Origin of the sequence: Klebsiella sp. 141162, assembly GCF_050600755.1 — a bacterium.
Classification (GTDB): Bacteria; Pseudomonadota; Gammaproteobacteria; order Enterobacterales; family Enterobacteriaceae; genus Klebsiella; species Klebsiella aerogenes.
The window spans coordinates 15,425-39,704 of sequence record NZ_JAQIRI010000016.1 but is presented as its reverse complement, the minus strand read 5'-3'; the positions used below and the strand labels follow the sequence as shown (position 1 = coordinate 39,704).

At 52.9% G+C, this 24,280-nt stretch carries 18 protein-coding genes and 4 tRNA genes; 16 read left to right on the top strand and 6 right to left on the bottom strand.

The genetic code is table 11. The annotated features are described in order from the left end of the window. The first annotated feature begins 260 nt into the window (after positions 1-260). Positions 261-1,316: a UDP-N-acetylmuramate dehydrogenase gene (gene murB / locus PGR23_RS24060; protein ID WP_264181664.1), complete on the top strand. Its 1,056-nt coding sequence runs from the start codon at positions 261-263 to the stop codon at positions 1,314-1,316. Next, on the top strand, positions 1,313-2,275 hold the full coding sequence (gene birA / locus PGR23_RS24055) for a bifunctional biotin--[acetyl-CoA-carboxylase] ligase/biotin operon repressor BirA (protein WP_047047438.1): 963 nt from the start codon (positions 1,313-1,315) through the stop codon (positions 2,273-2,275). The genes murB and birA overlap by 4 nt, the downstream gene beginning before the upstream one ends. 26 nt (positions 2,276-2,301) lie before the next feature. Here the strand turns inward: birA and coaA are convergent, their stop codons facing one another. Next, the gene (gene coaA / locus PGR23_RS24050) at positions 2,302-3,252 is read right to left on the bottom strand and encodes a type I pantothenate kinase (RefSeq protein ID WP_045398338.1); all 951 of its coding nucleotides are present in this window, start codon (positions 3,250-3,252) and stop codon (positions 2,302-2,304) included. A 430-nt stretch (positions 3,253-3,682) separates the two neighbouring features. Between coaA and PGR23_RS24045 the strand changes: the two genes are divergently transcribed. The 14 genes from PGR23_RS24045 (at position 3,683) to dcuB (ending at position 19,550) form a co-directional block, all read left to right on the top strand. Beyond that, a tRNA-Thr gene (locus tag PGR23_RS24045) sits at positions 3,683-3,758 on the top strand. Positions 3,759-3,768: 10 nt separating this feature from the next. Continuing rightward, a tRNA-Tyr gene (locus tag PGR23_RS24040) sits at positions 3,769-3,853 on the top strand. A gap of 115 nt (positions 3,854-3,968) precedes the next feature. After that, a tRNA-Gly gene (locus tag PGR23_RS24035) sits at positions 3,969-4,043 on the top strand. A 5-nt stretch (positions 4,044-4,048) separates the two neighbouring features. Beyond that, positions 4,049-4,124 (top strand) — tRNA-Thr (locus PGR23_RS24030). A gap of 115 nt (positions 4,125-4,239) precedes the next feature. Then, on the top strand, positions 4,240-5,424 hold the full coding sequence (tuf, locus tag PGR23_RS24025) for an elongation factor Tu (RefSeq protein ID WP_015368828.1): 1,185 nt from the start codon (positions 4,240-4,242) through the stop codon (positions 5,422-5,424). A 232-nt stretch (positions 5,425-5,656) separates the two neighbouring features. Next, positions 5,657-6,040 carry a preprotein translocase subunit SecE gene (gene secE / locus PGR23_RS24020; RefSeq protein WP_015368827.1) on the top strand — a complete coding sequence of 128 codons (384 nt, stop codon included), beginning with the start codon at positions 5,657-5,659 and terminating at the stop codon, positions 6,038-6,040. Position 6,041: 1 nt separating this feature from the next. Beyond that, on the top strand, positions 6,042-6,587 hold the full coding sequence (gene nusG, locus PGR23_RS24015; RefSeq protein WP_007665882.1) for a transcription termination/antitermination protein NusG: 546 nt from the start codon (positions 6,042-6,044) through the stop codon (positions 6,585-6,587). A 156-nt stretch (positions 6,588-6,743) separates the two neighbouring features. After that, positions 6,744-7,172, top strand: coding sequence for a 50S ribosomal protein L11 (rplK, locus tag PGR23_RS24010; RefSeq protein WP_020079906.1), 429 nt, complete (start codon positions 6,744-6,746; stop codon positions 7,170-7,172). Positions 7,173-7,175: 3 nt separating this feature from the next. After that, positions 7,176-7,880, top strand: coding sequence for a 50S ribosomal protein L1 (gene rplA / locus PGR23_RS24005; RefSeq protein WP_015368826.1), 705 nt, complete (start codon positions 7,176-7,178; stop codon positions 7,878-7,880). Between the two features lie 349 nt (positions 7,881-8,229). Continuing rightward, on the top strand, positions 8,230-8,727 hold the full coding sequence (gene rplJ, locus PGR23_RS24000; RefSeq protein WP_004097644.1) for a 50S ribosomal protein L10: 498 nt from the start codon (positions 8,230-8,232) through the stop codon (positions 8,725-8,727). A 66-nt stretch (positions 8,728-8,793) separates the two neighbouring features. Further along, positions 8,794-9,159 carry a 50S ribosomal protein L7/L12 gene (gene rplL / locus PGR23_RS23995; protein WP_003033114.1) on the top strand — a complete coding sequence of 122 codons (366 nt, stop codon included), beginning with the start codon at positions 8,794-8,796 and terminating at the stop codon, positions 9,157-9,159. A gap of 324 nt (positions 9,160-9,483) precedes the next feature. Further along, on the top strand, positions 9,484-13,512 hold the full coding sequence (gene rpoB, locus PGR23_RS23990) for a DNA-directed RNA polymerase subunit beta (protein WP_015704004.1): 4,029 nt from the start codon (positions 9,484-9,486) through the stop codon (positions 13,510-13,512). A 76-nt stretch (positions 13,513-13,588) separates the two neighbouring features. Then, positions 13,589-17,812 (top strand): DNA-directed RNA polymerase subunit beta', encoded by a 4,224-nt coding sequence (rpoC, locus tag PGR23_RS23985; RefSeq protein ID WP_045397360.1) that lies wholly within the window; start codon positions 13,589-13,591, stop codon positions 17,810-17,812. Positions 17,813-18,209: 397 nt separating this feature from the next. Continuing rightward, entirely contained in the window at positions 18,210-19,550 is a 1,341-nt protein-coding gene (dcuB, locus tag PGR23_RS23980) for an anaerobic C4-dicarboxylate transporter DcuB (RefSeq protein ID WP_045397357.1), read from the top strand. A gap of 42 nt (positions 19,551-19,592) precedes the next feature. On the opposite strand, the gene PGR23_RS23975 is transcribed toward dcuB, so the two are convergent. The 5 genes from PGR23_RS23975 to thiG all read right to left on the bottom strand — a co-directional run bounded on the left by PGR23_RS23975 (position 19,593) and on the right by thiG (position 24,279). Continuing rightward, positions 19,593-19,910 (bottom strand): PTS lactose/cellobiose transporter subunit IIA, encoded by a 318-nt coding sequence (locus tag PGR23_RS23975; protein WP_045397355.1) that lies wholly within the window; start codon positions 19,908-19,910, stop codon positions 19,593-19,595. Positions 19,911-19,913: 3 nt separating this feature from the next. Continuing rightward, on the bottom strand, positions 19,914-20,219 hold the full coding sequence (locus PGR23_RS23970; RefSeq protein WP_045397351.1) for a PTS sugar transporter subunit IIB: 306 nt from the start codon (positions 20,217-20,219) through the stop codon (positions 19,914-19,916). A gap of 175 nt (positions 20,220-20,394) precedes the next feature. Beyond that, positions 20,395-21,927, bottom strand: coding sequence for a sensor domain-containing diguanylate cyclase (locus PGR23_RS23965; RefSeq protein WP_047047091.1), 1,533 nt, complete (start codon positions 21,925-21,927; stop codon positions 20,395-20,397). 451 nt (positions 21,928-22,378) lie between these two features. Continuing rightward, on the bottom strand, positions 22,379-23,512 hold the full coding sequence (thiH, locus tag PGR23_RS23960; RefSeq protein ID WP_047067099.1) for a 2-iminoacetate synthase ThiH: 1,134 nt from the start codon (positions 23,510-23,512) through the stop codon (positions 22,379-22,381). Then, positions 23,509-24,279, bottom strand: a complete 771-nt coding sequence (gene thiG / locus PGR23_RS23955) for a thiazole synthase (protein WP_045397342.1) — start codon at positions 24,277-24,279, stop codon at positions 23,509-23,511. Before thiG ends, thiH begins: the two co-directional genes overlap by 4 nt. Position 24,280: the final 1 nt, after the last annotated feature.

Below are 24,280 nucleotides of genomic sequence, written 5' to 3'. Positions count from 1 at the left end.
CATAGCAACGTAAACGAAAGGCTCAGTCGGAAGACCGGGCCTTTTGTTTTGGTGTTTTGCGGCCAGACGCGCCGCCGTCTCCCCCGGTGGCGCTGTGCTTACCGGGGCTACAGTCCCGTAGCCCGGAAAAGGGGCGCAGCACCGCCTCCGGGGAAACATCCTCCCTGCCAGCGCCATTCATTAACGCCCATCATGAGTAGAACCCGGCCCTGAACCGGTATTATTCAGGCAAGCCTTCCCTCGCTATATACGGTAAACTAATGCTGATTTTGCATCAGGAAGCCACTATGAACCTCTCCCTCAAACCCTGGAATACCTTTGGCATTAACCATTCTGCCAAAGCAATTGTACTTGCTGAAAATGAACAACAGTTGCTGACTGCCTGGCAAGCCGCCGCTGCAGAACACCAACCTTGTCTGATCCTTGGAGAAGGAAGCAACGTTCTGTTCCTGAAAGACTATTCCGGCACGGTGATTATCAACCGCATCATGGGGATCGAGGTAAGCGAAACGTCTGAAGCCTGGCGTTTGCACGTTGGCGCCGGCGAAAACTGGCATCAACTGGTGCAATTTGCGCTGGAAAATGGAATGCCTGGGCTGGAAAACCTGGCCTTAATTCCTGGCTGCGCGGGGTCTTCACCAATTCAAAATATTGGTGCCTATGGCGTCGAACTGCAGCGAGTATGTGAATACGTAGACTGTATCGAACTCGAAACAGGTCGCAAGCAGCGCCTTTCTGCCGCAGAGTGCCGTTTCGGCTATCGTGACAGTATTTTCAAACATGAATATCAGGATCGTTACGCGATAGTGGCTGTTGGGCTATGGCTGAAAAAAGCGTGGCAGCCTGTCCTGACCTACGGGGATTTAACTCGTCTCGATGCGCAAACTGTTACCCCCCGCCAGGTGTTTGATGCGGTTTGCCATATGCGTATGACCAAGTTACCGGATCCGAAAGTAAATGGTAATGCCGGCAGCTTCTTTAAGAACCCGGTCGTCAGCGCTCAGGTTGCTCAGGAATTGCTGGCTGCATTCCCTGGCGCGCCACATTATCCACAGGCTGACGGCAGCGTTAAGCTGGCGGCCGGTTGGCTTATCGATCAGTGCCAGCTAAAAGGTAAAACTATCGGCGGGGCGGCAGTTCACCGTCAGCAGGCGTTGGTACTGATCAACGATAACCAGGCGACCAGCGATGATGTCGTAGGGTTAGCCCACTATGTCCGCCAGCAGGTTGGCGAGAAATTTAACGTTTGGCTACAGCCTGAAGTGCGCTTCATCGGAGAGCAGGGTGAAGTGAACGCGGAAGAGGTGATTGCATGAAAGACAATACCGTACCCCTGATGCTTATCTCTATTCTGGCGGATGGCGAGTTTCACTCTGGCGAACAGCTCGGCGAACGCCTGGGGATGAGCCGCGCGGCAATTAACAAGCATATGCAGACGCTCCGCGACTGGGGTGTTGATGTGTTTACCGTACCAGGGAAGGGCTATAGCCTCCCTGAGCCGATTGAATTGCTGGATGAGCAAAAGATTGCCGGCCAGATTGAACAAGGTCGTATTACCGTGCTGCCGGTAATTGACTCCACCAACCAGTATTTGCTGGATCGTCTGGACGAACTGGAGTCAGGTGATGCCTGTGTCGCTGAATATCAGCAGGCTGGTCGTGGCCGCCGCGGGCGTAAGTGGTTCTCACCGTTTGGGGCCAATCTTTATCTCTCCATGTACTGGCGTCTGGAGCAAGGCCCTGCTGCCGCTATCGGTCTGAGCCTGGTGATCGGTATTGTGATTGCGGAAGTACTGCAGAGCCTGGGAGCGGATAACGTTCGGGTCAAATGGCCGAATGATATCTATCTGCAGGACCGCAAGTTGTCCGGTATCCTGGTAGAACTGACAGGCAAAACCGGTGATGCCGCGCAGATCGTCAGCGGTGCTGGTATCAATCTCGTGATGCGCCGGGTTGAGTCTGATGTTGTCAATCAGGGGTGGATCAGCCTTCAGGAGGCGGGAGTCTTCATTGACCGTAACACCCTGACGGCGCGTCTGGTGAAAGCATTACGTAGCGGTTTGCAACTATTCGAGCAGGAAGGTTTAACACCTTACCTGCCACGTTGGGAAAAACTGGATAACTTTATCAATCGGCCGGTGAAGTTGATTATTGGAGATAAGGAAATATTTGGTATTTCTCGCGGAATTGATGCGCAAGGGGCATTATTACTCGAGCAGGACGGGGTAATTAAACCATGGGTTGGAGGCGAGATATCGCTGCGTAGCGCTGAATAAACAGAAGGGAGCTTGCGCTCCCTTTTTTATTTCCGTAGGCGAACTTGATCGACCGAGTGATTTGCGCTCTTCGTCATAATCAAGCTGGCGCGCTCTCTGGTTGGTAATATATTTTCTTTTAAGTTCAGTAGGTTGATCTCATTCCATAATGAAGTGGCAATATTAACCGCTTCGTCTTTTGAAAGTTTGGCGTAATTATGGAAATAAGAATCCGGATCGGTAAAAGCTCCTTCACGGAATTTCAGGAAGCGATTGATATACCAGTTCTTTAATAAGTCTTCCGGCGCATCGACGTAAATAGAGAAATCGACAAAGTCAGAAACAAATACATGATGGGGATCGTGTGGATAATCCATTCCGCTCTGCAGAACGTTCAAACCTTCCAGAATAAGAATATCCGGTTGAGCAACGGTTTTATCGCCATCAGGAATAACATCATAAATCAGATGGGAATAGACCGGCGCGGTTGCGCTGGGTACGCCAGATTTCAGGTCAGAAACAAACTTCACCAACCGATGCATATCATACGACTGCGGGAAGCCCTTTTTCTTCATCAGGCCGCGTTCCTTTAACACCGAGTTAGGATGTAAGAAGCCATCGGTAGTAATCAGTTCTACATGGCGATGTTCCGGCCAGCGGCTAAGCAGCGCCTGTAAAACACGCGCTGTAGTACTTTTACCAACCGCAACGCTACCTGCAATACTGATGATGTAAGGAATACGCTGGCCATTGGTGCCAAGAAATTGCTCAAGCACCGCCTGGCGACGGAGGTTGGAACTGATATAGAAATTGAGCAAACGTGACAGCGGCAAATAGATCTCGGCGACTTCTTCCAGCGAAAGATCTTCGTTGATGCCTTTTAACCGCGCGATTTCTTCCTCTGTCAGCGTCATCGGAACGGAATCACGAAGTGCAGCCCATTGGTTGCGGTTAAATTGTAGATAGGGTGTCATTAACGTCTGCTCTTTTTTGCTCATAAGCATGTTCTTACTATCACCGAAAAAGAGGTAGCGGTGATGCTTCACACTAGTTAATCAGGACAATGGGCAGGAGGGTAACACCAGAATGCCGGGAATAATAAGAAAAAAACTCATCGAAGGGCGCTTTCTCATAGCAGCATCACAAGTGATGAATAAGTAGAAAGAGGGGAGAAAGCGAGTCTGCTATCTTTGCAGGTTAGCGATCGCGCCTGCCACCAGGATTTCCAGGTGAAAAAACCGTCATTCTTGTATCTGACAGGCGCAGCGAAACAAATTCTGCGTTGAGGAATGCGCTTTTTTTGCACTCCATTGTTTGAAATTACACCGTTTTTTCGCGTAAGAGCACAAAATGTGAGCAAGAGAACGTTTTATGCAAATTTTTAGTTGCATGAACTCGCAGGTCTCCCTAGAATGCGCGCTACTTGATGCCGACTTAGCTCAGTAGGTAGAGCAACTGACTTGTAATCAGTAGGTCACCAGTTCGATTCCGGTAGTCGGCACCATAACAATTTGGGTGGGGTTCCCGAGCGGCCAAAGGGAGCAGACTGTAAATCTGCCGTCATCGACTTCGAAGGTTCGAATCCTTCCCCCACCACCACTTTCGGGCGACGCTTTGCGTAGCCGGAGTTGGTTGGGTAAACTAATCAGCTCAACATTAAAGAGAGCAATCTCTTTTTTGTTACAGAAAGAACTGGGTAGCCGAGTTTCAGGATGCGGGCATCGTATAATGGCTATTACCTCAGCCTTCCAAGCTGATGATGCGGGTTCGATTCCCGCTGCCCGCTCCAGACGTGCTGATATGGCTCAGTTGGTAGAGCGCACCCTTGGTAAGGGTGAGGTCCCCAGTTCGACTCTGGGTATCAGCACCACTTCTTTATCTCTCCTTCCCTGTTTCTCTCTGTTTATTGCATTCAACAAGTCGGGCATGTTGCCTGGTTGATGTGGTGATATCACCGATTTATCCGTGTCTTAGAGGGACAATCGATGTCTAAAGAAAAGTTTGAACGTACAAAACCGCACGTTAACGTCGGTACTATCGGCCACGTTGACCATGGTAAAACAACGCTGACCGCTGCAATCACTACCGTACTGGCTAAAACCTACGGCGGTGCTGCTCGCGCATTCGACCAGATCGATAACGCGCCGGAAGAAAAAGCTCGTGGTATCACCATCAACACTTCCCACGTTGAATATGACACCCCGACTCGCCACTACGCGCACGTAGACTGCCCGGGCCACGCCGACTATGTTAAAAACATGATCACCGGTGCTGCTCAGATGGACGGCGCGATCCTGGTTGTTGCTGCAACTGACGGCCCGATGCCGCAGACTCGTGAGCACATCCTGCTGGGTCGCCAGGTAGGCGTTCCGTACATCATCGTGTTCCTGAACAAATGCGACATGGTTGATGACGAAGAGCTGCTGGAACTGGTTGAGATGGAAGTTCGTGAACTGTTGTCTCAGTACGATTTCCCGGGCGACGACACTCCGATCGTTCGTGGTTCTGCTCTGAAAGCGCTGGAAGGCGACGCAGAGTGGGAAGCGAAAATCATCGAACTGGCTGGCTTCCTGGATTCTTACATCCCGGAACCAGAGCGTGCGATTGACAAGCCGTTCCTGCTGCCGATCGAAGACGTATTCTCCATCTCCGGTCGTGGTACCGTTGTTACCGGTCGTGTAGAGCGCGGTATCATCAAAGTTGGTGAAGAAGTTGAAATCGTTGGTATCAAAGACACCGCGAAAACCACCTGTACTGGCGTTGAAATGTTCCGCAAACTGCTGGACGAAGGCCGTGCTGGTGAGAACGTAGGCGTTCTGCTGCGTGGTATCAAACGTGAAGAAATCGAACGTGGTCAGGTACTGGCTAAGCCGGGCAGCATCAAGCCGCACACCAAGTTCGAATCTGAAGTGTACATCCTGTCCAAAGACGAAGGCGGCCGTCATACTCCGTTCTTCAAAGGCTACCGTCCGCAGTTCTACTTCCGTACTACTGACGTGACTGGTACCATCGAACTGCCGGAAGGAGTAGAGATGGTAATGCCGGGCGACAACATCAAAATGGTTGTTACCCTGATCCACCCGATCGCGATGGACGACGGTCTGCGTTTCGCAATCCGTGAAGGCGGCCGTACCGTTGGCGCGGGCGTGGTTGCTAAAGTTCTCGGCTAATCGCTGATAACATTTGACGCAATGCGCAATAAAAGGGCATCATTTGATGCCCTTTTTGCACGCTTTCACACCAGAACCTGGCTCATCAGTGATTTTTTTTGTCATAATCATTGCTGAGACAGGCTCTGAAGAGGGCGTAAAGTCCGAAACGCAGCAGAGCATTTCGGTTTGGTCGCCTCGCATTTAACGCGGGGCGAAGATGTTTGTCTGAATTCTTGTGACAGGTTGGTTTATGAGTGCGAATACCGAAGCTCAAGGGAGCGGGCGCGGCCTGGAAGCGTTGAAGTGGGTTATCGTTGCCGTGCTGCTGATCGTAGCCATCGTAGGCAACTTCCTTTATCGCGACATTATGCTGGCGATCCGTGCGCTGGCCGTGGTGATTCTTATCGCTGCTGCCGGTGGCGTCGCTCTGTTAACGACAAAAGGTAAGGCGACTGTCGCCTTCGCCCGCGAAGCGAGAACCGAAGTCCGCAAAGTGATCTGGCCGACCCGCCAGGAAACGCTGCACACCACGCTGATTGTTGCTGCCGTAACTGCAGTAATGTCACTGATCCTGTGGGGACTGGATGGTATTCTGGTTCGCCTGGTATCCTTTATCACTGGCCTGAGGTTCTGAGATGTCTGAAGCTCCTAAAAAGCGCTGGTACGTCGTTCAGGCGTTTTCCGGTTTTGAAGGTCGCGTAGCTACTTCGCTGCGTGAACATATCAAATTACACAACATGGAAGAGTTGTTTGGCGAAGTCATGGTTCCGACCGAAGAAGTGGTTGAAATCCGTGGCGGCCAGCGTCGCAAAAGCGAACGCAAATTCTTCCCAGGCTACGTTCTGGTTCAGATGGTCATGAACGACGCGAGCTGGCACCTGGTGCGCAGCGTCCCGCGCGTGATGGGCTTCATCGGCGGTACTTCCGACCGTCCGGCGCCGATCAGCGACAAAGAAGTCGATGCCATCATGAACCGTCTGCAGCAGGTTGGCGATAAGCCACGTCCGAAAACGCTGTTTGAACCGGGCGAAATGGTTCGCGTTAACGACGGTCCGTTTGCTGACTTTAACGGCGTTGTTGAAGAAGTGGACTACGAGAAGTCCCGCCTGAAAGTTTCCGTTTCTATCTTCGGTCGTGCGACTCCGGTAGAGCTGGACTTCGGTCAGGTTGAGAAGGCGTAAGCTGGCGATCAAAAAAGCAGCGATTTAATCGTTGCATAGGGCGCGAAATTGGAATACAATTTCGCGCCTTTTGTTTTTATGGGCCTGGCCCGTAAAACGATGTTTAATCACGGGGAGCTTCTCTGAAGCGTTAATACCCAATTCGAGGATTTAAGAATGGCTAAGAAAGTACAAGCCTACGTCAAGCTGCAGGTTGCAGCTGGTATGGCAAACCCGAGTCCGCCGGTTGGTCCAGCACTGGGTCAGCAGGGCGTTAACATCATGGAATTCTGCAAAGCGTTCAACGCAAAAACTGAATCCATGGAAAAAGGTCTGCCAATCCCGGTTGTTATCACCGTTTACGCTGACCGTTCTTTCACTTTCGTTACCAAAACTCCGCCGGCAGCAGTTCTGCTGAAAAAAGCGGCTGGTATCAAGTCCGGCTCCGGTAAGCCGAACAAAGAGAAAGTTGGTAAAATTTCCCGCGCTCAGCTGCAGGAAATCGCGCAGACCAAAGCTGCCGACATGACTGGTGCCGACATTGAAGCGATGACTCGCTCCATCGAAGGTACTGCACGTTCCATGGGCCTGGTAGTGGAGGACTAAGAAATGGCTAAACTGACCAAGCGCATGTCCGTGATTCGTGAGAAAGTTGATGCAACTAAACAGTACGACATCAACGAAGCCATCTCTCTGCTGAAAGAACTGGCGACCGCTAAGTTCGTTGAAAGCGTTGACGTTGCTGTAAACCTGGGCATCGATGCTCGTAAATCTGACCAGAACGTACGTGGTGCAACTGTACTGCCGCACGGTACTGGCCGTTCTGTTCGCGTTGCCGTATTTGCACAGGGCCCGAACGCTGAAGCTGCTAAAGCTGCAGGCGCCGAGCTGGTAGGTATGGAAGATCTGGCTGACCAGATCAAGAAAGGCGAAATGAACTTTGACGTTGTTATTGCTTCCCCGGATGCAATGCGCGTTGTTGGCCAGCTGGGCCAGGTTCTGGGCCCGCGCGGCCTGATGCCAAACCCGAAAGTTGGTACCGTAACTCCTAACGTTGCTGAAGCGGTTAAGAACGCTAAAGCAGGTCAGGTTCGTTATCGTAACGACAAAAACGGCATCATCCACACCACCATCGGTAAAGTGGACTTTGACGCTGACAAACTGAAAGAAAACCTGGAAGCTCTGCTGGTTGCGCTGAAAAAAGCAAAACCGACTCAGGCTAAAGGCGTGTACATCAAGAAAGTTAGCATCTCCACCACCATGGGTGCAGGTGTTGCAGTAGATCAGGCTGGCCTGAACGCTTCTGCAAACTAATGCCTTTACGTGGGCGGTGATTTTGTCTACAATCTTACCCCCACGATTCTGTCAATAAGACAGACGCTATGCGAGTCATTTGAATTGCAGCTAACGCCGCTGCGGTTCGAAGGACCAAGTCATAGGAAGAATTTGTTCGTTGGAGCCTGGCCTATCCAGGCCTCCGTCGAAGACCGCAGGTGTTTCGTAAGAAACTTAATCCCCTGCGTAGACGGTGACAGAACGCTAAGATTATTTTTTTGGATACTCTGGCTTGTTTCTGCTCACCGTATTAAGACGCTCTATTCGTTGAATAGAGTGAAGTGAGTTCCAGAGCATAAGCTCTGGCAAACATCCAGGAGCAAAGCTAATGGCTTTAAATCTTCAAGACAAACAAGCGATTGTTGCTGAAGTCAGCGAAGTAGCCAAAGGCGCGCTGTCTGCAGTAGTTGCGGATTCCCGTGGCGTAACTGTAGATAAAATGACTGAACTGCGTAAAGCAGGTCGTGAAGCTGGCGTTTACATGCGTGTTGTTCGTAACACCCTGCTGCGCCGCGTCGTTGAAGGTACTCCGTTCGAGTGCCTGAAAGACACGTTTGTTGGTCCGACCCTGATTGCATACTCTATGGAACACCCGGGCGCTGCTGCTCGTCTGTTCAAAGAGTTCGCGAAAGCGAATGCAAAATTTGAGGTCAAAGCCGCTGCCTTTGAAGGTGAGCTGATCCCGGCGTCGCAAATCGACCGCCTGGCAACTCTGCCGACCTACGAAGAAGCAATTGCACGCCTGATGGCAACCATGAAAGAAGCTTCGGCTGGCAAACTGGTTCGTACTCTGGCTGCTGTACGCGATGCGAAAGAAGCTGCTTAATCGCAGTTATCTTTGTAAAGCACTCGCTTACGTATAAACTTATTCTGATATTCAGGAACAATTTAAATGTCTATCACTAAAGATCAAATCATTGAAGCAGTATCCGCTATGTCCGTAATGGACGTTGTTGAGCTGATCTCTGCAATGGAAGAAAAATTCGGTGTTTCCGCTGCTGCTGCTGTAGCTGTAGCTGCTGGCCCGGCTGAAGCTGCTGAAGAAAAAACTGAATTCGACGTAATTCTGAAAGCTGCTGGCGCTAACAAAGTTGCTGTTATCAAAGCAGTACGTGGCGCGACTGGCCTGGGTCTGAAAGAAGCTAAAGACCTGGTAGAATCTGCACCGGCTGCACTGAAAGAAGGCATCAGCAAAGACGACGCTGAAGCTCTGAAAAAATCTCTGGAAGAAGCTGGCGCTGAAGTTGAAGTTAAATAAGCCAACCCTTCCGGTTGCAGCCTGAGAAATTAGGCTGAGGCTGGTGACTTTTTAGTCACCAGCCTTTTTGCGCTGTAAGGCGCCAGTAGCATTTCACACTGTTTGACTGCTGGTTTGCCTCACAATGCTTGTTTCTATCGACGACTTAATATACTGCGACAGGTTAGGGTTCCTGGGCTGTGTAAATCGCAATGAAATGGTTTAAGCGTGATAGCAACAGGCATTGCGGAAAGTGTTCCATTTTCCGGTCAACAAAATAGTGTTGCATAAAAAACTGCCCTTTCCGGGCAGATGGGTCGACTTGTCAGCGAGCTGAGGAACCCTATGGTTTACTCCTATACCGAGAAAAAACGTATTCGTAAGGATTTTGGTAAACGTCCACAAGTTCTGGATGTGCCTTATCTCCTTTCTATCCAGCTTGACTCGTTCCAGAAGTTTATCGAGCAAGATCCTGAAGGGCAGTATGGTCTGGAAGCAGCCTTCCGTTCCGTATTCCCGATTCAGAGCTACAGCGGTAATTCAGAGCTGCAATACGTCAGCTACCGTCTGGGCGAACCTGTTTTTGATGTTAAAGAATGTCAGATCCGTGGCGTGACGTATTCCGCACCGCTGCGCGTGAAACTGCGTCTGGTGATCTACGAGCGCGAAGCGCCGGAAGGCACCGTTAAAGACATTAAAGAACAAGAAGTCTACATGGGCGAAATCCCGCTTATGACCGACAACGGTACCTTCGTTATCAACGGTACCGAGCGTGTTATCGTTTCTCAGCTGCACCGTAGCCCGGGCGTCTTCTTTGACAGTGACAAAGGTAAGACTCACTCTTCCGGTAAGGTCCTGTATAACGCACGTATCATTCCTTACCGTGGTTCCTGGCTGGACTTCGAATTCGACCCGAAAGACAACCTGTTCGTTCGTATCGACCGTCGTCGTAAACTGCCTGCAACCATCATTCTGCGCGCGCTGAATTACACCACTGAGCAGATCCTTGACCTGTTCTTCGAGAAAGTGGTCTTTGAAATTCGCGACAACAAGCTGCAGATGGAGCTGGTACCGGAGCGTCTGCGCGGTGAAACCGCCTCCTTCGATATCGAAGCCAACGGTAAAGTGTACGTTGAGAAAGGCCGTCGTATTACCGCGCGCCATATTCGCCAGCTGGAAAAAGACGATATCAAACATATCGAAGTTCCGGTTGAGTACATCGCGGGTAAAGTTGCTTCTAAAGACTACATCGACGAAGCGACCGGCGAACTGATCTGCCCGGCGAACATGGAGCTGAGCCTGGATCTGCTGGCTAAACTGAGCCAGTCCGGCCACAAGCGTATCGAAACGCTGTTCACCAACGATCTGGACCACGGTCCGTACATTTCTGAAACTGTACGCGTCGACCCAACCAACGATCGTCTGAGCGCGCTGGTAGAAATCTACCGCATGATGCGCCCGGGTGAGCCGCCGACTCGTGAAGCGGCTGAAAGCCTGTTTGAGAACCTGTTCTTCTCCGAAGACCGCTACGATCTGTCCGCGGTTGGTCGTATGAAGTTCAACCGTTCTCTGCTGCGCGACGAAATCGAAGGTTCCGGTATCCTGAGCAAAGACGACATCATCGAAGTGATGAAGAAGCTCATCGATATCCGTAACGGTAAAGGCGAAGTCGATGATATCGACCACCTCGGCAACCGTCGTATCCGTTCCGTTGGCGAAATGGCGGAAAACCAGTTCCGCGTTGGCCTGGTGCGTGTAGAGCGTGCGGTTAAAGAGCGTCTGTCTCTGGGCGATCTGGATACCCTGATGCCTCAGGATATGATCAACGCCAAGCCGATTTCCGCAGCAGTGAAAGAGTTCTTTGGTTCCAGCCAGCTGTCCCAGTTTATGGACCAGAACAACCCGCTGTCTGAGATTACGCACAAACGTCGTATCTCCGCACTCGGCCCAGGCGGTCTGACCCGTGAACGCGCAGGCTTCGAAGTTCGAGACGTACACCCGACTCACTATGGTCGCGTATGTCCAATCGAAACGCCTGAAGGTCCGAACATCGGTCTGATCAACTCCCTGTCCGTGTACGCACAGACTAACGAATACGGTTTCCTTGAGACCCCGTATCGTAAAGTGACCGACGGTGTTGTTACCGACGAAATTCATTACCTGTCTGCTATCGAAGAAGGTAACTACGTCATCGCTCAGGCGAACTCCAACCTGGATGACGAAGGCCACTTTGTTGAAGATCTGGTTACCTGCCGTAGTAAAGGCGAATCCAGCTTGTTCAGCCGCGACCAGGTTGACTACATGGACGTATCCACCCAGCAGGTGGTATCCGTCGGTGCGTCCCTGATCCCGTTCCTGGAACACGATGACGCCAACCGTGCATTGATGGGTGCGAACATGCAACGTCAGGCGGTTCCGACTCTGCGCGCTGATAAGCCGCTGGTTGGTACCGGTATGGAACGTGCTGTTGCCGTTGACTCCGGTGTTACTGCGGTGGCTAAACGTGGCGGTACCGTTCAGTACGTGGATGCTTCCCGTATCGTTATCAAAGTTAACGAAGACGAGATGTACCCGGGCGAAGCAGGTATCGACATCTATAACCTGACCAAGTACACCCGTTCTAACCAGAACACCTGCATCAACCAGATGCCTTGCGTGTCCCTGGGTGAACCAATTGAACGCGGCGACGTCCTGGCCGACGGCCCGTCCACCGACCTCGGTGAACTGGCGCTGGGTCAGAACATGCGCGTAGCGTTCATGCCGTGGAACGGCTACAACTTCGAAGACTCCATCCTCGTATCCGAGCGTGTTGTCCAGGAAGACCGTTTCACCACCATCCACATTCAGGAACTGGCATGCGTGTCCCGTGACACCAAGCTGGGGCCGGAAGAGATCACCGCTGACATCCCGAACGTGGGTGAAGCCGCGCTCTCTAAACTGGATGAATCCGGTATCGTTTATATCGGTGCGGAAGTGACCGGCGGCGACATTCTGGTTGGTAAGGTAACCCCGAAAGGTGAAACCCAGCTGACTCCGGAAGAGAAACTGCTGCGCGCGATCTTCGGTGAGAAAGCGTCTGACGTTAAAGACTCTTCTCTGCGCGTACCGAACGGTGTCTCTGGTACCGTTATCGACGTTCAGGTGTTTACCCGTGACGGCGTAGAAAAAGACAAGCGTGCTCTTGAGATCGAAGAGATGCAGCTGAAGCAGGCTAAAAAAGACCTGTCTGAAGAACTGCAGATCCTCGAAGCTGGTCTGTTCAGCCGTATCTACGCTGTGCTGGTTGCCGGTGGCGTTGAAGCTGACAAGCTCGACAAACTGCCGCGCGATCGCTGGCTGGAACTGGGCCTGACCGACGAAGAGAAACAAAATCAGCTGGAGCAACTGGCTGAGCAGTATGACGAACTGAAACACGAGTTCGAGAAAAAACTCGAAGCGAAACGCCGTAAAATCACCCAAGGCGACGATCTGGCACCGGGCGTGCTGAAGATTGTTAAGGTATACCTGGCCGTTAAACGCCGTATCCAGCCTGGTGATAAGATGGCGGGTCGTCACGGTAACAAGGGTGTTATCTCTAAGATCAACCCGATCGAAGATATGCCGCACGATGCTAACGGTACGCCGGTAGATATCGTACTGAACCCGCTGGGCGTACCGTCTCGTATGAACATCGGTCAGATCCTGGAAACTCACCTGGGTATGGCTGCGAAAGGTATCGGCGATAAGATCAACGCCATGCTGAAACAGCAGCAAGAAGTCGCGAAACTGCGCGAATTCATCCAGCGTGCTTACGATCTGGGCGCTGACGTTCGCCAGAAAGTTGACCTGAATACCTTCAGCGATGAAGAAGTTCTGCGTCTGGCTGAAAACCTGCGTAAAGGCATGCCGATCGCAACGCCGGTATTCGACGGTGCGAAAGAAGCTGAAATCAAAGAGCTGCTGCAGCTGGGCGACCTGCCGACTTCCGGTCAGATCACTCTGTTTGACGGCCGCACCGGTGAACAGTTCGAACGTCCGGTAACCGTAGGTTACATGTACATGCTGAAACTGAACCACCTGGTCGACGACAAAATGCACGCTCGTTCCACCGGTTCTTACAGCCTGGTTACTCAGCAGCCGCTGGGTGGTAAGGCGCAGTTCGGTGGTCAGCGCTTCGGTGAGATGGAAGTGTGGGCGCTGGAAGCATACGGCGCGGCCTACACCCTGCAGGAAATGCTCACCGTTAAGTCTGATGACGTGAACGGTCGTACCAAGATGTATAAAAACATCGTGGACGGCAACCACCAGATGGAACCGGGCATGCCGGAATCCTTCAACGTACTGTTGAAAGAAATCCGCTCGCTGGGCATCAACATCGAACTGGAAGACGAGTAACTCTCGCTCAAACAGGTCACTGGTGCCGGGGTAAAACCCGGCGCCAGATTGTGCTAACTCCGACGGGAGCAAATCCGTGAAAGACTTATTAAAGTTTCTGAAAGCGCAAACTAAAACCGAAGAGTTTGATGCGATCAAAATTGCTCTGGCATCGCCAGACATGATCCGTTCATGGTCTTTCGGTGAAGTTAAAAAGCCGGAAACCATTAACTACCGTACGTTCAAGCCAGAACGTGACGGTCTGTTCTGCGCTCGTATTTTCGGGCCAGTAAAAGACTATGAGTGCCTGTGCGGTAAGTACAAGCGCCTGAAACACCGTGGTGTTATCTGTGAGAAGTGCGGCGTTGAAGTGACCCAGACCAAAGTGCGTCGTGAGCGCATGGGCCACATCGAGCTGGCGTCTCCGACTGCCCACATCTGGTTCCTGAAGTCTCTGCCGTCCCGTATCGGTCTGCTGCTGGATATGCCGCTGCGTGATATCGAACGCGTACTGTACTTTGAATCTTATGTTGTTATCGAAGGTGGCATGACCAACCTCGAACGCAACCAGATTCTGACTGAAGAGCAGTACCTGGACGCGCTGGAAGAGTTCGGTGATGAATTCGACGCGAAGATGGGCGCCGAAGCTATTCAGGCCCTGCTGAAAAGCATGGACCTGGAGCAAGAGTGCGAGCAGCTGCGTGAAGAGCTGAACGAAACCAACTCCGAAACCAAGCGTAAAAAGCTGACCAAGCGCATTAAGCTGCTGGAAGCGTTCGTTCAATCTGGCAACAAGCCGGAGTGGATGATCCTGACCGTTCTGCCGGTTCTGCCGCCAGATCTGCGTCCGCTGGTTCCGCTGGATGGCGGTCGTTTTGCGACTTCTGACCTGAACGATCTGTATCGTCGCGTCATTAACCGTAACAACCGTCTGAAACGTCTGCTGGATCTGGCTGCGCCGGATATCATCGTACGCAACGAAAAACGTATGCTGCAGGAAGCGGTCGACGCCCTGCTGGATAACGGTCGTCGCGGTCGTGCGATCACCGGTTCTAATAAACGTCCTCTGAAATCTTTGGCCGATATGATCAAAGGTAAACAGGGTCGTTTCCGTCAGAACCTGCTCGGTAAGCGTGTTGACTACTCCGGTCGTTCTGTAATCACCGTAGGTCCATACCTGCGTCTGCATCAGTGCGGTCTGCCGAAGAAAATGGCGCTGGAGCTGTTCAAACCGTTCATCTACGGCAAGCTGGAACTGCGTGGCCTGGCCACCACCATCAAAGCCGCTAAGAAAATGGTTGAGCGCGAAGAAGCCGTCGTTTGGGATATCCTGGACGAAGTTATCCGCGAACACCCGGTACTGCTGAACCGTGCGCCAACACTGCACCGTTTGGGTATCCAGGCGTTCGAACCGGTTCTGATCGAAGGTAAAGCTATTCAGCTGCACCCGCTGGTTTGTGCGGCATATAACGCCGACTTCGATGGTGACCAGATGGCTGTTCACGTACCGCTGACGCTGGAAGCCCAGCTGGAAGCGCGTGCGCTGATGATGTCTACCAACAACATCCTGTCCCCGGCGAACGGCGAACCAATCATCGTTCCGTCTCAGGACGTTGTACTGGGTCTGTACTACATGACCCGTGACTGTGTTAACGCCAAAGGCGAAGGCATGGTGCTGACTGGCCCGAAAGAAGCGGAGCGTATTTATCGCGCCGGTCTGGCCTCTCTGCATGCGCGCGTTAAAGTGCGTATCACCGAATACGAAAAAGACGACAATGGTGAATTCGTCGCGAAGACCAGCCTGAAAGACACGACCATTGGCCGTGCCATTCTGTGGATGATCGTACCGAAAGGTCTGCCGTTCTCTATCGTGAACCAGGCGCTCGGTAAGAAAGCGATCTCCAAGATGCTGAACACCTGTTACCGTATTCTGGGTCTGAAACCGACCGTTATTTTTGCGGACCAGACGATGTACACCGGCTTTGCTTATGCAGCGCGTTCAGGTGCGTCCGTTGGTATCGATGACATGGTCATCCCGGAGAAAAAATACGAAATCATCAGCGAAGCGGAAGCTGAAGTTGCTGAGATTCAGGAACAGTTCCAGTCTGGTCTGGTTACTGCGGGCGAACGCTACAACAAAGTTATCGATATCTGGGCTGCGGCGAACGATCGTGTATCCAAAGCGATGATGGATAATCTGCAAACCGAAACCGTTATTAACCGTGACGGCCAAGAAGAACAGCAGGTTTCCTTCAACAGCATCTACATGATGGCCGACTCCGGTGCGCGTGGTTCTGCGGCACAGATTCGTCAGCTGGCTGGTATGCGTGGTCTGATGGCGAAGCCGGATGGCTCCATCATCGAAACGCCGATCACCGCGAACTTCCGTGAAGGTCTGAACGTACTCCAGTACTTCATCTCCACCCACGGTGCTCGTAAAGGTCTGGCGGATACCGCACTGAAGACAGCGAACTCCGGTTACCTGACTCGTCGTCTGGTTGACGTTGCGCAGGACCTGGTTGTTACTGAAGACGACTGTGGCACCCTGGAAGGCATCACCATGACGCCGGTTATCGAAGGTGGCGACGTTAAAGAGCCGCTGCGCGATCGCGTACTGGGTCGTGTGACTGCTGAAGACGTTCTGAAGCCGGGTACCGCGGACATTCTGGTTCCACGCAACACGCTGCTGCACGAGCACTGGTGTGACCTGCTGGAAGAGAACTCCGTTGACTCCGTCAAAGTTCGTTCCGTTGTATCCTGTGACACCGACTTTGGTGTATGTGCGCACTGCTACGGTCGTGACCTGGCGCGTGGCCACATCATCAACAAAGGTGAGGCTATCGGCGTTATCGCGGCACAGTCCATCGGTGAGCCGGGTACACAGCTGACGATGCGTACGTTCCACATCGGTGGTGCGGCATCTCGTGCGGCTGCTGAATCCAGCATCCAGGTGAAAAACAAAGGTAGCATCCGTCTGAGCAACGCGAAGTCGGTTGTGAACTCCAGCGGTAAACTGGTTATCACCTCTCGTAACACCGAACTGAAGCTGATCGACGAATTCGGTCGTACGAAAGAAAGCTATAAAGTGCCTTACGGTTCCGTTATGGCGAAAGGCGACGGCGAACAGGTTGCTGGCGGTGAAACCGTTGCAAACTGGGATCCGCATACCATGCCGGTTATCACCGAAGTGAGTGGTTTCGTCCGCTTCACTGACATGATCGACGGCCAGACCATTACTCGTCAGACCGACGAGCTGACCGGTCTGTCTTCGCTGGTGGTTCTGGATTCCGCAGAACGTACCTCCGGTGGTAAAGATCTGCGTCCGGCGCTGAAAATTGTTGATGCTCAGGGCAACGACGTTCTGATCCCAGGCACCGATATGCCTGCTCAGTACTTCCTGCCGGGTAAAGCGATTGTTCAGCTGGAAGATGGCGTACAGATCAGCTCTGGTGACACCCTGGCCCGTGTTCCGCAGGAATCTGGCGGTACCAAGGACATCACCGGTGGTCTGCCGCGCGTTGCGGATCTGTTCGAAGCACGTCGTCCGAAAGAGCCGGCAATCCTGGCTGAAATCAGCGGCATCATTTCCTTCGGTAAAGAAACCAAAGGGAAACGTCGTCTGGTTATCACCCCGGTAGACGGTAGCGAACCGTACGAAGAGATGATTCCGAAATGGCGTCAGCTGAACGTGTTCGAAGGTGAACGTGTAGAACGTGGTGACGTGGTTTCCGACGGTCCGGAAGCGCCGCACGACATTCTGCGTCTTCGTGGCGTACACGCGGTAACGCGTTACATCACCAACGAAGTGCAGGACGTTTATCGTCTGCAAGGCGTTAAGATTAACGATAAGCACATTGAAGTTATCGTTCGTCAGATGCTGCGTAAAGCGACCATCGAAAGTGCTGGTAGCTCCGACTTCCTCGAAGGCGAGCAGGTTGAATACTCCCGCGTTAAGATCGCTAACCGCGAGCTTGAAGCGAATGGCAAAGTTGCGGCAACCTATTCCCGCGACCTGCTGGGTATCACCAAAGCGTCTCTGGCAACCGAGTCCTTCATCTCCGCGGCCTCGTTCCAGGAGACCACTCGCGTGCTGACCGAAGCAGCCGTTGCGGGCAAACGCGACGAACTGCGCGGTCTGAAAGAGAACGTCATCGTGGGTCGTCTGATCCCGGCGGGTACCGGTTATGCGTACCACCAGGATCGTATGCGCCGTCGCGCAGCGGGCGAACAGCCAGCTGCGCCGCAGGTGAGCGTAGAAGAAGCGTCTGCCAACCTGGCAGAACTGCTGAACGCAGGCCTGGGCGGTTCTGACAACGATTAATCGTTGATGCGCTAAGCGCTTAAAAGCCAGTCAGGAAACCTGACTGGCTTTTTTATTACCTGTCGATTTATCTCACCTAAAATAAATTACATTTATTTAATGTAATTGCCGCAATTAATTAGCAAATTAAACATGCCTGGTAATTATCAATTTGCTATTTCTTTATGCCATCACTAATCGATGGATAAAAATTCTACATGTATCAAAAAATAAGCGACGTAAACGCTATATAGTCAAAACACTCAAAGAATCATGTGATTACTTTTCCCCATCCTTTTCGGTTTACCGCAACTGAGGGGTTCGCTGCGCCTGTTAAAAGGCAATGGAGGAGGTGAGCAAAAATAAAAATAAGGCGGAGAGTATTGTCGTTATTTAATGGATAGCTTCTGGGGGATACATGGAATTTGCTATACAGCTCATCATTATCTTAATTTGTCTGTTCTACGGCGCGAAAAAGGGTGGTATTGCGCTCGGCCTTTTAGGCGGCATTGGGTTAGTTATCTTAGTTTTTGTCTTTCATCTTAAACCGGGAAAGCCGCCGGTTGATGTCATGCTGGTGATTATCGCGGTGGTGGCCGCCTCGGCGACGCTACAGGCATCTGGCGGTTTAGACGTGATGCTGCAGATTGCCGAGAAGCTCCTGCGGCGCAATCCCAAATACGTTTCTATCGTCGCGCCATTCGTCACCTGTACGCTGACGATCCTGTGCGGTACCGGCCATGTGGTGTATACGATCCTGCCAATTATTTACGACGTGGCTATCAAAAATAATATTCGCCCGGAGCGGCCGATGGCGGCGAGCTCAATTGGCGCCCAGATGGGGATCATTGCCAGCCCGGTTTCGGTGGCGGTGGTCTCGCTGGTGGCGATGCTCGGGAATTTTACCTTTAACGGTAAGCACCTTGAGTTTCTCGATTTGCTGGCGATAACCATTCCGTCAACGCTGCTAGGGATCCTGGCGATTGGTATCTTCAGCTGGTTCCGCGGTAAAGATCTTGATAAAGACGAGACCTTCCAGGCGTTTATTGCGATACCGGAAAACCGTCATTATGTTTATGGCGACACGGCCACGCTATTGGATAAAAAGCTGCCGACCAGCAACTGGATTGCGATGTGGATCTTCCTTGCCTCAATTGCCGTGGTGGCGCTGCTTGGCGCGTTTTCTGAATTGCGTCCGGCGTTCGACGGAAAGCCTCTCTCTATGGTTCTGGTGATCCAGATGTTCATGCTGCTCTCCGGGGCGCTCATCATTATTATTACCAAAACCAATCCGGCTTCGATTTCTAAAAATGAGGTTTTCCGCTCGGGGATGATCGCTATCGTCGCGGTGTATGGTATCGCGTGGATGGCGGAAACCATGTTCGGCGCGCATATGACCGAGATTAAAGGTGTACTCGGAGAAATGGTGAAGGAGTACCCGTGGGCCTACGCTATCGTGCTGTTATTGGTATCGAAGTTTGTCAACTCTCAGGCGGCGGCGCTGGCGGCGATTGTCCCGGTGGCGCTGGCGATCGGCGTTGACCCGGCCTATATCGTCGCTTCCGCGCCCGCCTGCTATGGCTATTACATCCTGCCGACTTACCCAAGCGATCTGGCGGCGATTCAGTTTGACCGTTCAGGCACAACCCATATTGGCCGCTTTGTCATTAACCATAGCTTTATCCTGCCAGGATTAATTGGCGTGAGCGTTTCTTGCGTCTTCGGCTGGGTGTTCGCGGCGATGTACGGTTTTCTGTAAGTGAGACAGGCGCCGCTGGCGGCGCCTGCTAGCTCATTGGGATTATTGTGCGGGCGGCAGGCGGCGATACAGTTCGATCATATCGGTCGCTAAATCCTGAATCACCATCGCGTTCATCAGATGATCCTGGGAGTGCACGGTAATCAGGTTCACCGGCAGCTTGCCGCTGCCTTCATCCATGCCGATAAGCTGGGTCTGGATTTTATGCGCATGCTTTACAAATTCGTGGGAGTCGGCCATAGCCTGCTCGGCGGCGGCGAAATCCCCTTTACGCGCCTGCTGCAGGGCAGTGAGGGCAGAACTGCGCGCGGAGCCGGCGTTGACCAGCAGCTCCATGATAATCGTCTCTAAATCTTCCATGCCTTACTCCATCAGCTTCAGGGCTTTATCAAGAACGGCATCGCCTTTCATCATGCCGTAATCCATCATATCGATAACGGCGACCTTTTTACCAACCGGGTCGGCTAGCGCCTGTAGTTTTGCCTGTTCATACTTCACCTGTGGGCCGAGCAGGATAATATCCGCCGTGGCCAGGTTATCTTTGAACTCCGCTACCGGCACGGCTTTAATAGACACTTCGACGCCTTTCTTCTGCGCGGCGTCTTTCATACGTTGCACCAGCATGCTGGTGGACATTCCTGCGGCACAGCATAAAACGATATTCTTCATTGTTTCATCGCCCTTATGTATGTTCCTTGATATACCATCTTTATCGCGGGCGGCGGCGTGGCACAACCGCTTCACCATGATTGTGTGTAAAACATCACAAAAAATGAAACCGGTTTCAATTTTGCAGCGGCAGAGATAAAAAAGCCCGCAAAAGCGGGCTATCAGAGGGTTACGCTCAGGCGCGAACGATTCGGTTCTTGCCCTGCTGTTTGGCCTTATACAACGCTTCATCCACGCTAACGACCAGTTTTTCCAGCGGCTCCATATTCCACTCTCCGAGGCCGGCGCTAAAGGTGACGGTTAATCCTTCTTCGCGCCAGGTTCGGCTGGCAACGTTAAGGCGCCAGCTCTCCAGAATGGTGAGCGCGTTGTCGATATGTTCGGCAGGGAAGATTACGGCAAACTCTTCGCCGCCGTAGCGGTAAAGCGAGATCTCCTGAGGCTGCAGGATCTGTAACCCTTCACGCGCGACGTTGCGCAGTACGATGTCGCCATTGAGATGGCCCCAGGTATCATTAATCGATTTGAAGTTGTCGATATCGACCAACGCGAGGGCGAAAGGCTGGTGATCGTTCATCAGCGCGGCGATATCGCTGTCGAAGGCGCGGCGGTTTTTGCAGCCGGTCAGGGCATCGATGGTGGCCTGGCGGACATAGGTGAGCTCACGCTGTTTATTGCTCTCGATCGCTTTGCTGAGCATGGCTTCCAGCCGCGGCGCGCGTTTGACGTCGCCGGTCTTGATGGCGTTAATGATGTTCATCAGTACGGTACGCGAAGCGTGACGCAGATAAAGCCCGAACAGAACAATGACGATAGCGGCAAGAGCGAAGCCCCAGGCGACAATATCGGTTTCATAGCGCGTCAGGTCGTCAAGGGTGGCATCGGTAACGCGGAAAATAACGAACCAGTCAGGATTGGTAAAGGAATAGTAGTAGTACCAGGCCTTATGCTCCTCATCATAAAGCTGGCCTTCCGCACTGGTCATTTTGTCCATGAGTTCCGCGCTAATGTAGGTTTTAAATAGCGCGCCGGTATCGGGATGGATCACCACTTTGCCGTCGCGTTGCACGACAAAAAACTCGCCCTGCACCGGTGAGACAATCTGCCGTAACGCGTAGCCCATCGACGTTAGATCCATATGAAACGCCAGGCTACCTTTGAGCCGCCCCTGCGGCGAAATGACAGGCCGGTAGACGGTGACGGTAGGATGGTGAGTGAAGTAGTCAAGGTAAGGAGTGGTATAGAGACTGAAGGTACTGGCTTCCGCCTGGCGAATAAACCAGGGACGCGTTTTAGGATCAAACGAGCGGCTCTCATCGCCTTCCATCACCTCGGGAGCGCGCAGATAATGGCCGAGAGTATCGGCAAGCGAAATGGAGGAGACCGTCGGCATCAGCTCCTGCAAACGCATCAGATCGTCCAGACCCTTTTGCGGATTGACATTTACGGCGATATTGAGCGCATCGTCGCGGGCGAAGTATTTCGTCGCGCGCGCCAGAATGTAGTCATTCTCGCGCAGCAGAGATTCGGTGTAGTTCACCGCAAGATTATGGGTAAAGTTGCGGTTAATATGATGATAATCTTCGAGAAAATTTTTCTTCTGCGTCGCGGTAACAAAGATTGCGATCAGTAAAAAACTGAGCAAAATCCCCGCAAAGCCCACTACGATCGGCGTAGTAAAAGAAAGCTTTCTGTTGTGGCGTGCCATAAGTTGTTAATCGTCCAGAATCAATATACCCGTCATACTTCAAGTTGCATGTGCGTTGGCAATAACTCGGCCCATCCTTGGGCCTCGCCTTTACGGGGCCAGCGCAAGCGCTGTTCAAAACGGCTAGCCGTTTTGTTCTGCAACTCGAATTATTTAGGGTATAAACCGTGGGTTTAGACGCAGGTTAAGCCAGCATGCCTGCTTAGCGAATCAGGTAACTATCGCTAAATTATAACGCTGAGTGCGCTCAGCATCGTGATTAATATTCGATAGTAATATGTTTGTGGCAGTGCGGACCGTAGAGGCAGGGCGAAGAGAGGAAAGAAAAACTCGCCCTGGTCAGCGTCCGCTGCTGACCCTGGCAGAATAGAAAAATGGCGGCAGTTGGGCGAGCCTCCGTTTTCCATCTCTCGTGCAGGCACGCAAAATAATCAGCGGCTTGCAGCATACTTCATGATGATTGCGAGGCGCGTCCCAGCCAGCTATCCCAGTCTTTCCATACCGGCTGTAGGCCACGGGCGGCCAGCGCGCTGGCAACCTCTTCAGGGCGGCGATCGTCGTGGGGAGCAAATTGCTCAAGTTCCGGATGATCGTCGGCGTAGCCGCCGGGTTGGGTTTTGGAGAACGCGCTGACGTTGTTAATCGCCAGCGGGATCACCCGGTCGCGGAACCACGGTGATTCACGGGTCGAGAGCGACAGCTCAACCTCCGGCGCCAGCAGGCGGAAGGCGCAAATGGTCTGCACCAGCTGACGCTCGTCCATCAGCGAAGCTGGCGTAATACCGCCGGCGCAAGGGCGTAAACGCGGAAAGGAGATAGAGTAGCGGCTGCGCCAGTAGCGCTGCTGTAGCCATAGCAGATGCTCGGCGACCATAAAGCAGTCCACTCGCCAGCTGTCGGAAAGGCCAATGAGCGCGCCGAGGCCGATCTTATCGATCCCCGCTTCGCCTAAACGATCCGGTGTATCAAGGCGCCAGAAGAAATCCTGCTTTTTACCCTTCAGATGGTGCTGGGCATACATACTTTCATGGTAGGTCTCCTGATAGACCATCACCCCATCAAGCCCCAGCGTTTTTAGTTCGGCATACTCTTCGGTCGCCAGCGGCTGCACTTCCATATGCAGCGAGGCAAACTGGCGGCGAATGGCTGGCAGGTGCTGGCGGAAATAATCCATTCCGACCTTACTCTGATGTTCGCCGGTGACCAGCAGAAGATGTTCAAAGCCTAAATTGCGGATTGCGGCGCATTCGCGGGCAATCTCCGCTTCATCCAGCGTCTTGCGCTTGATGCGGTTACTCATTGAGAAGCCGCAGTAGGTACAGTCGTTGGCGCACAGGTTGGACAAATACAAAGGTACGTAAAAGCTGACGGTGTTGCCGAAGCGCTGCCGGGTGAGGCGCTGCGCGCGCTGGGCCAGCGGTTCAAGATAATCGGCCGCGGCAGGTGAGAGCAGGGCCATCATGTCATCGCGGGTGAGTTGTTTTGCCGCCAGCGCCCGTTCGACGTCGGCGGCGGTTTTGCTGTTGATACGCAGGCGAATGTCATCCCATTCCAACTGCCGCCAGCGATCGCTGAAAGTTTTCATGCCAGTGCCTCCAGAAAGCCGGTCAGCGGGCTGGTGGCCTGCGCCTGAGTACTGCGCGCCCCCGGTCCGGCCTGACGCGCCAGTAATCCGGCATCGACCGCCATGCGGAAGGCGCGGGCCATGGCGACAGGATCGTCGGCGACGGCAATGGCGGTGTTGACCAGTACCGCATCAGCGCCCATTTCCAGCGCCTGCGCCGCGTGGCTCGGCACGCCAATCCCGGCATCAACCACCACCGGTACCGTCGCCTGTTCGATAATAATCTCCAGCATGGCTCTGGTTTCCAGCCCCTGATTGGAGCCTATCGGCGCACCCAGCGGCATCACCGCCGCGCAGCCAGCCTCTTCCAGCCGTTTGCACAGGACCGGGTCGGCGCCGCAATAGGGCAAGACGACAAACCCTTCGCGCACCAGTAGCTCCGCCGCCTTCAGGGTTTCAATGGGGTCAGGCAGCAGCCAGCGGGCGTCCGGGTGGATCTCCAGTTTCAGCCAGTGGGTACCTAAGGCTTCCCGCGCCAGGCGGGCGGCAAAAACCGCTTCTTCCGCCGTCTTGGCGCCTGAGGTATTCGGCAGCAGGTTAACGCCCGCCGCCAGCAGCGGCGCGAGAATCGCGTCATTATGCTGGCGTAAATCGACGCGCTTCATCGCCAGCGTCACCAGCTGGCTTCCCGAGGCGCGAATCGCCTCGACCATTACCTCCGGGGCGGCGAATTTGCCGGTTCCGGTAAAAATGTGGGATTCAAATGTCTTATCAGCAATACGTAACATG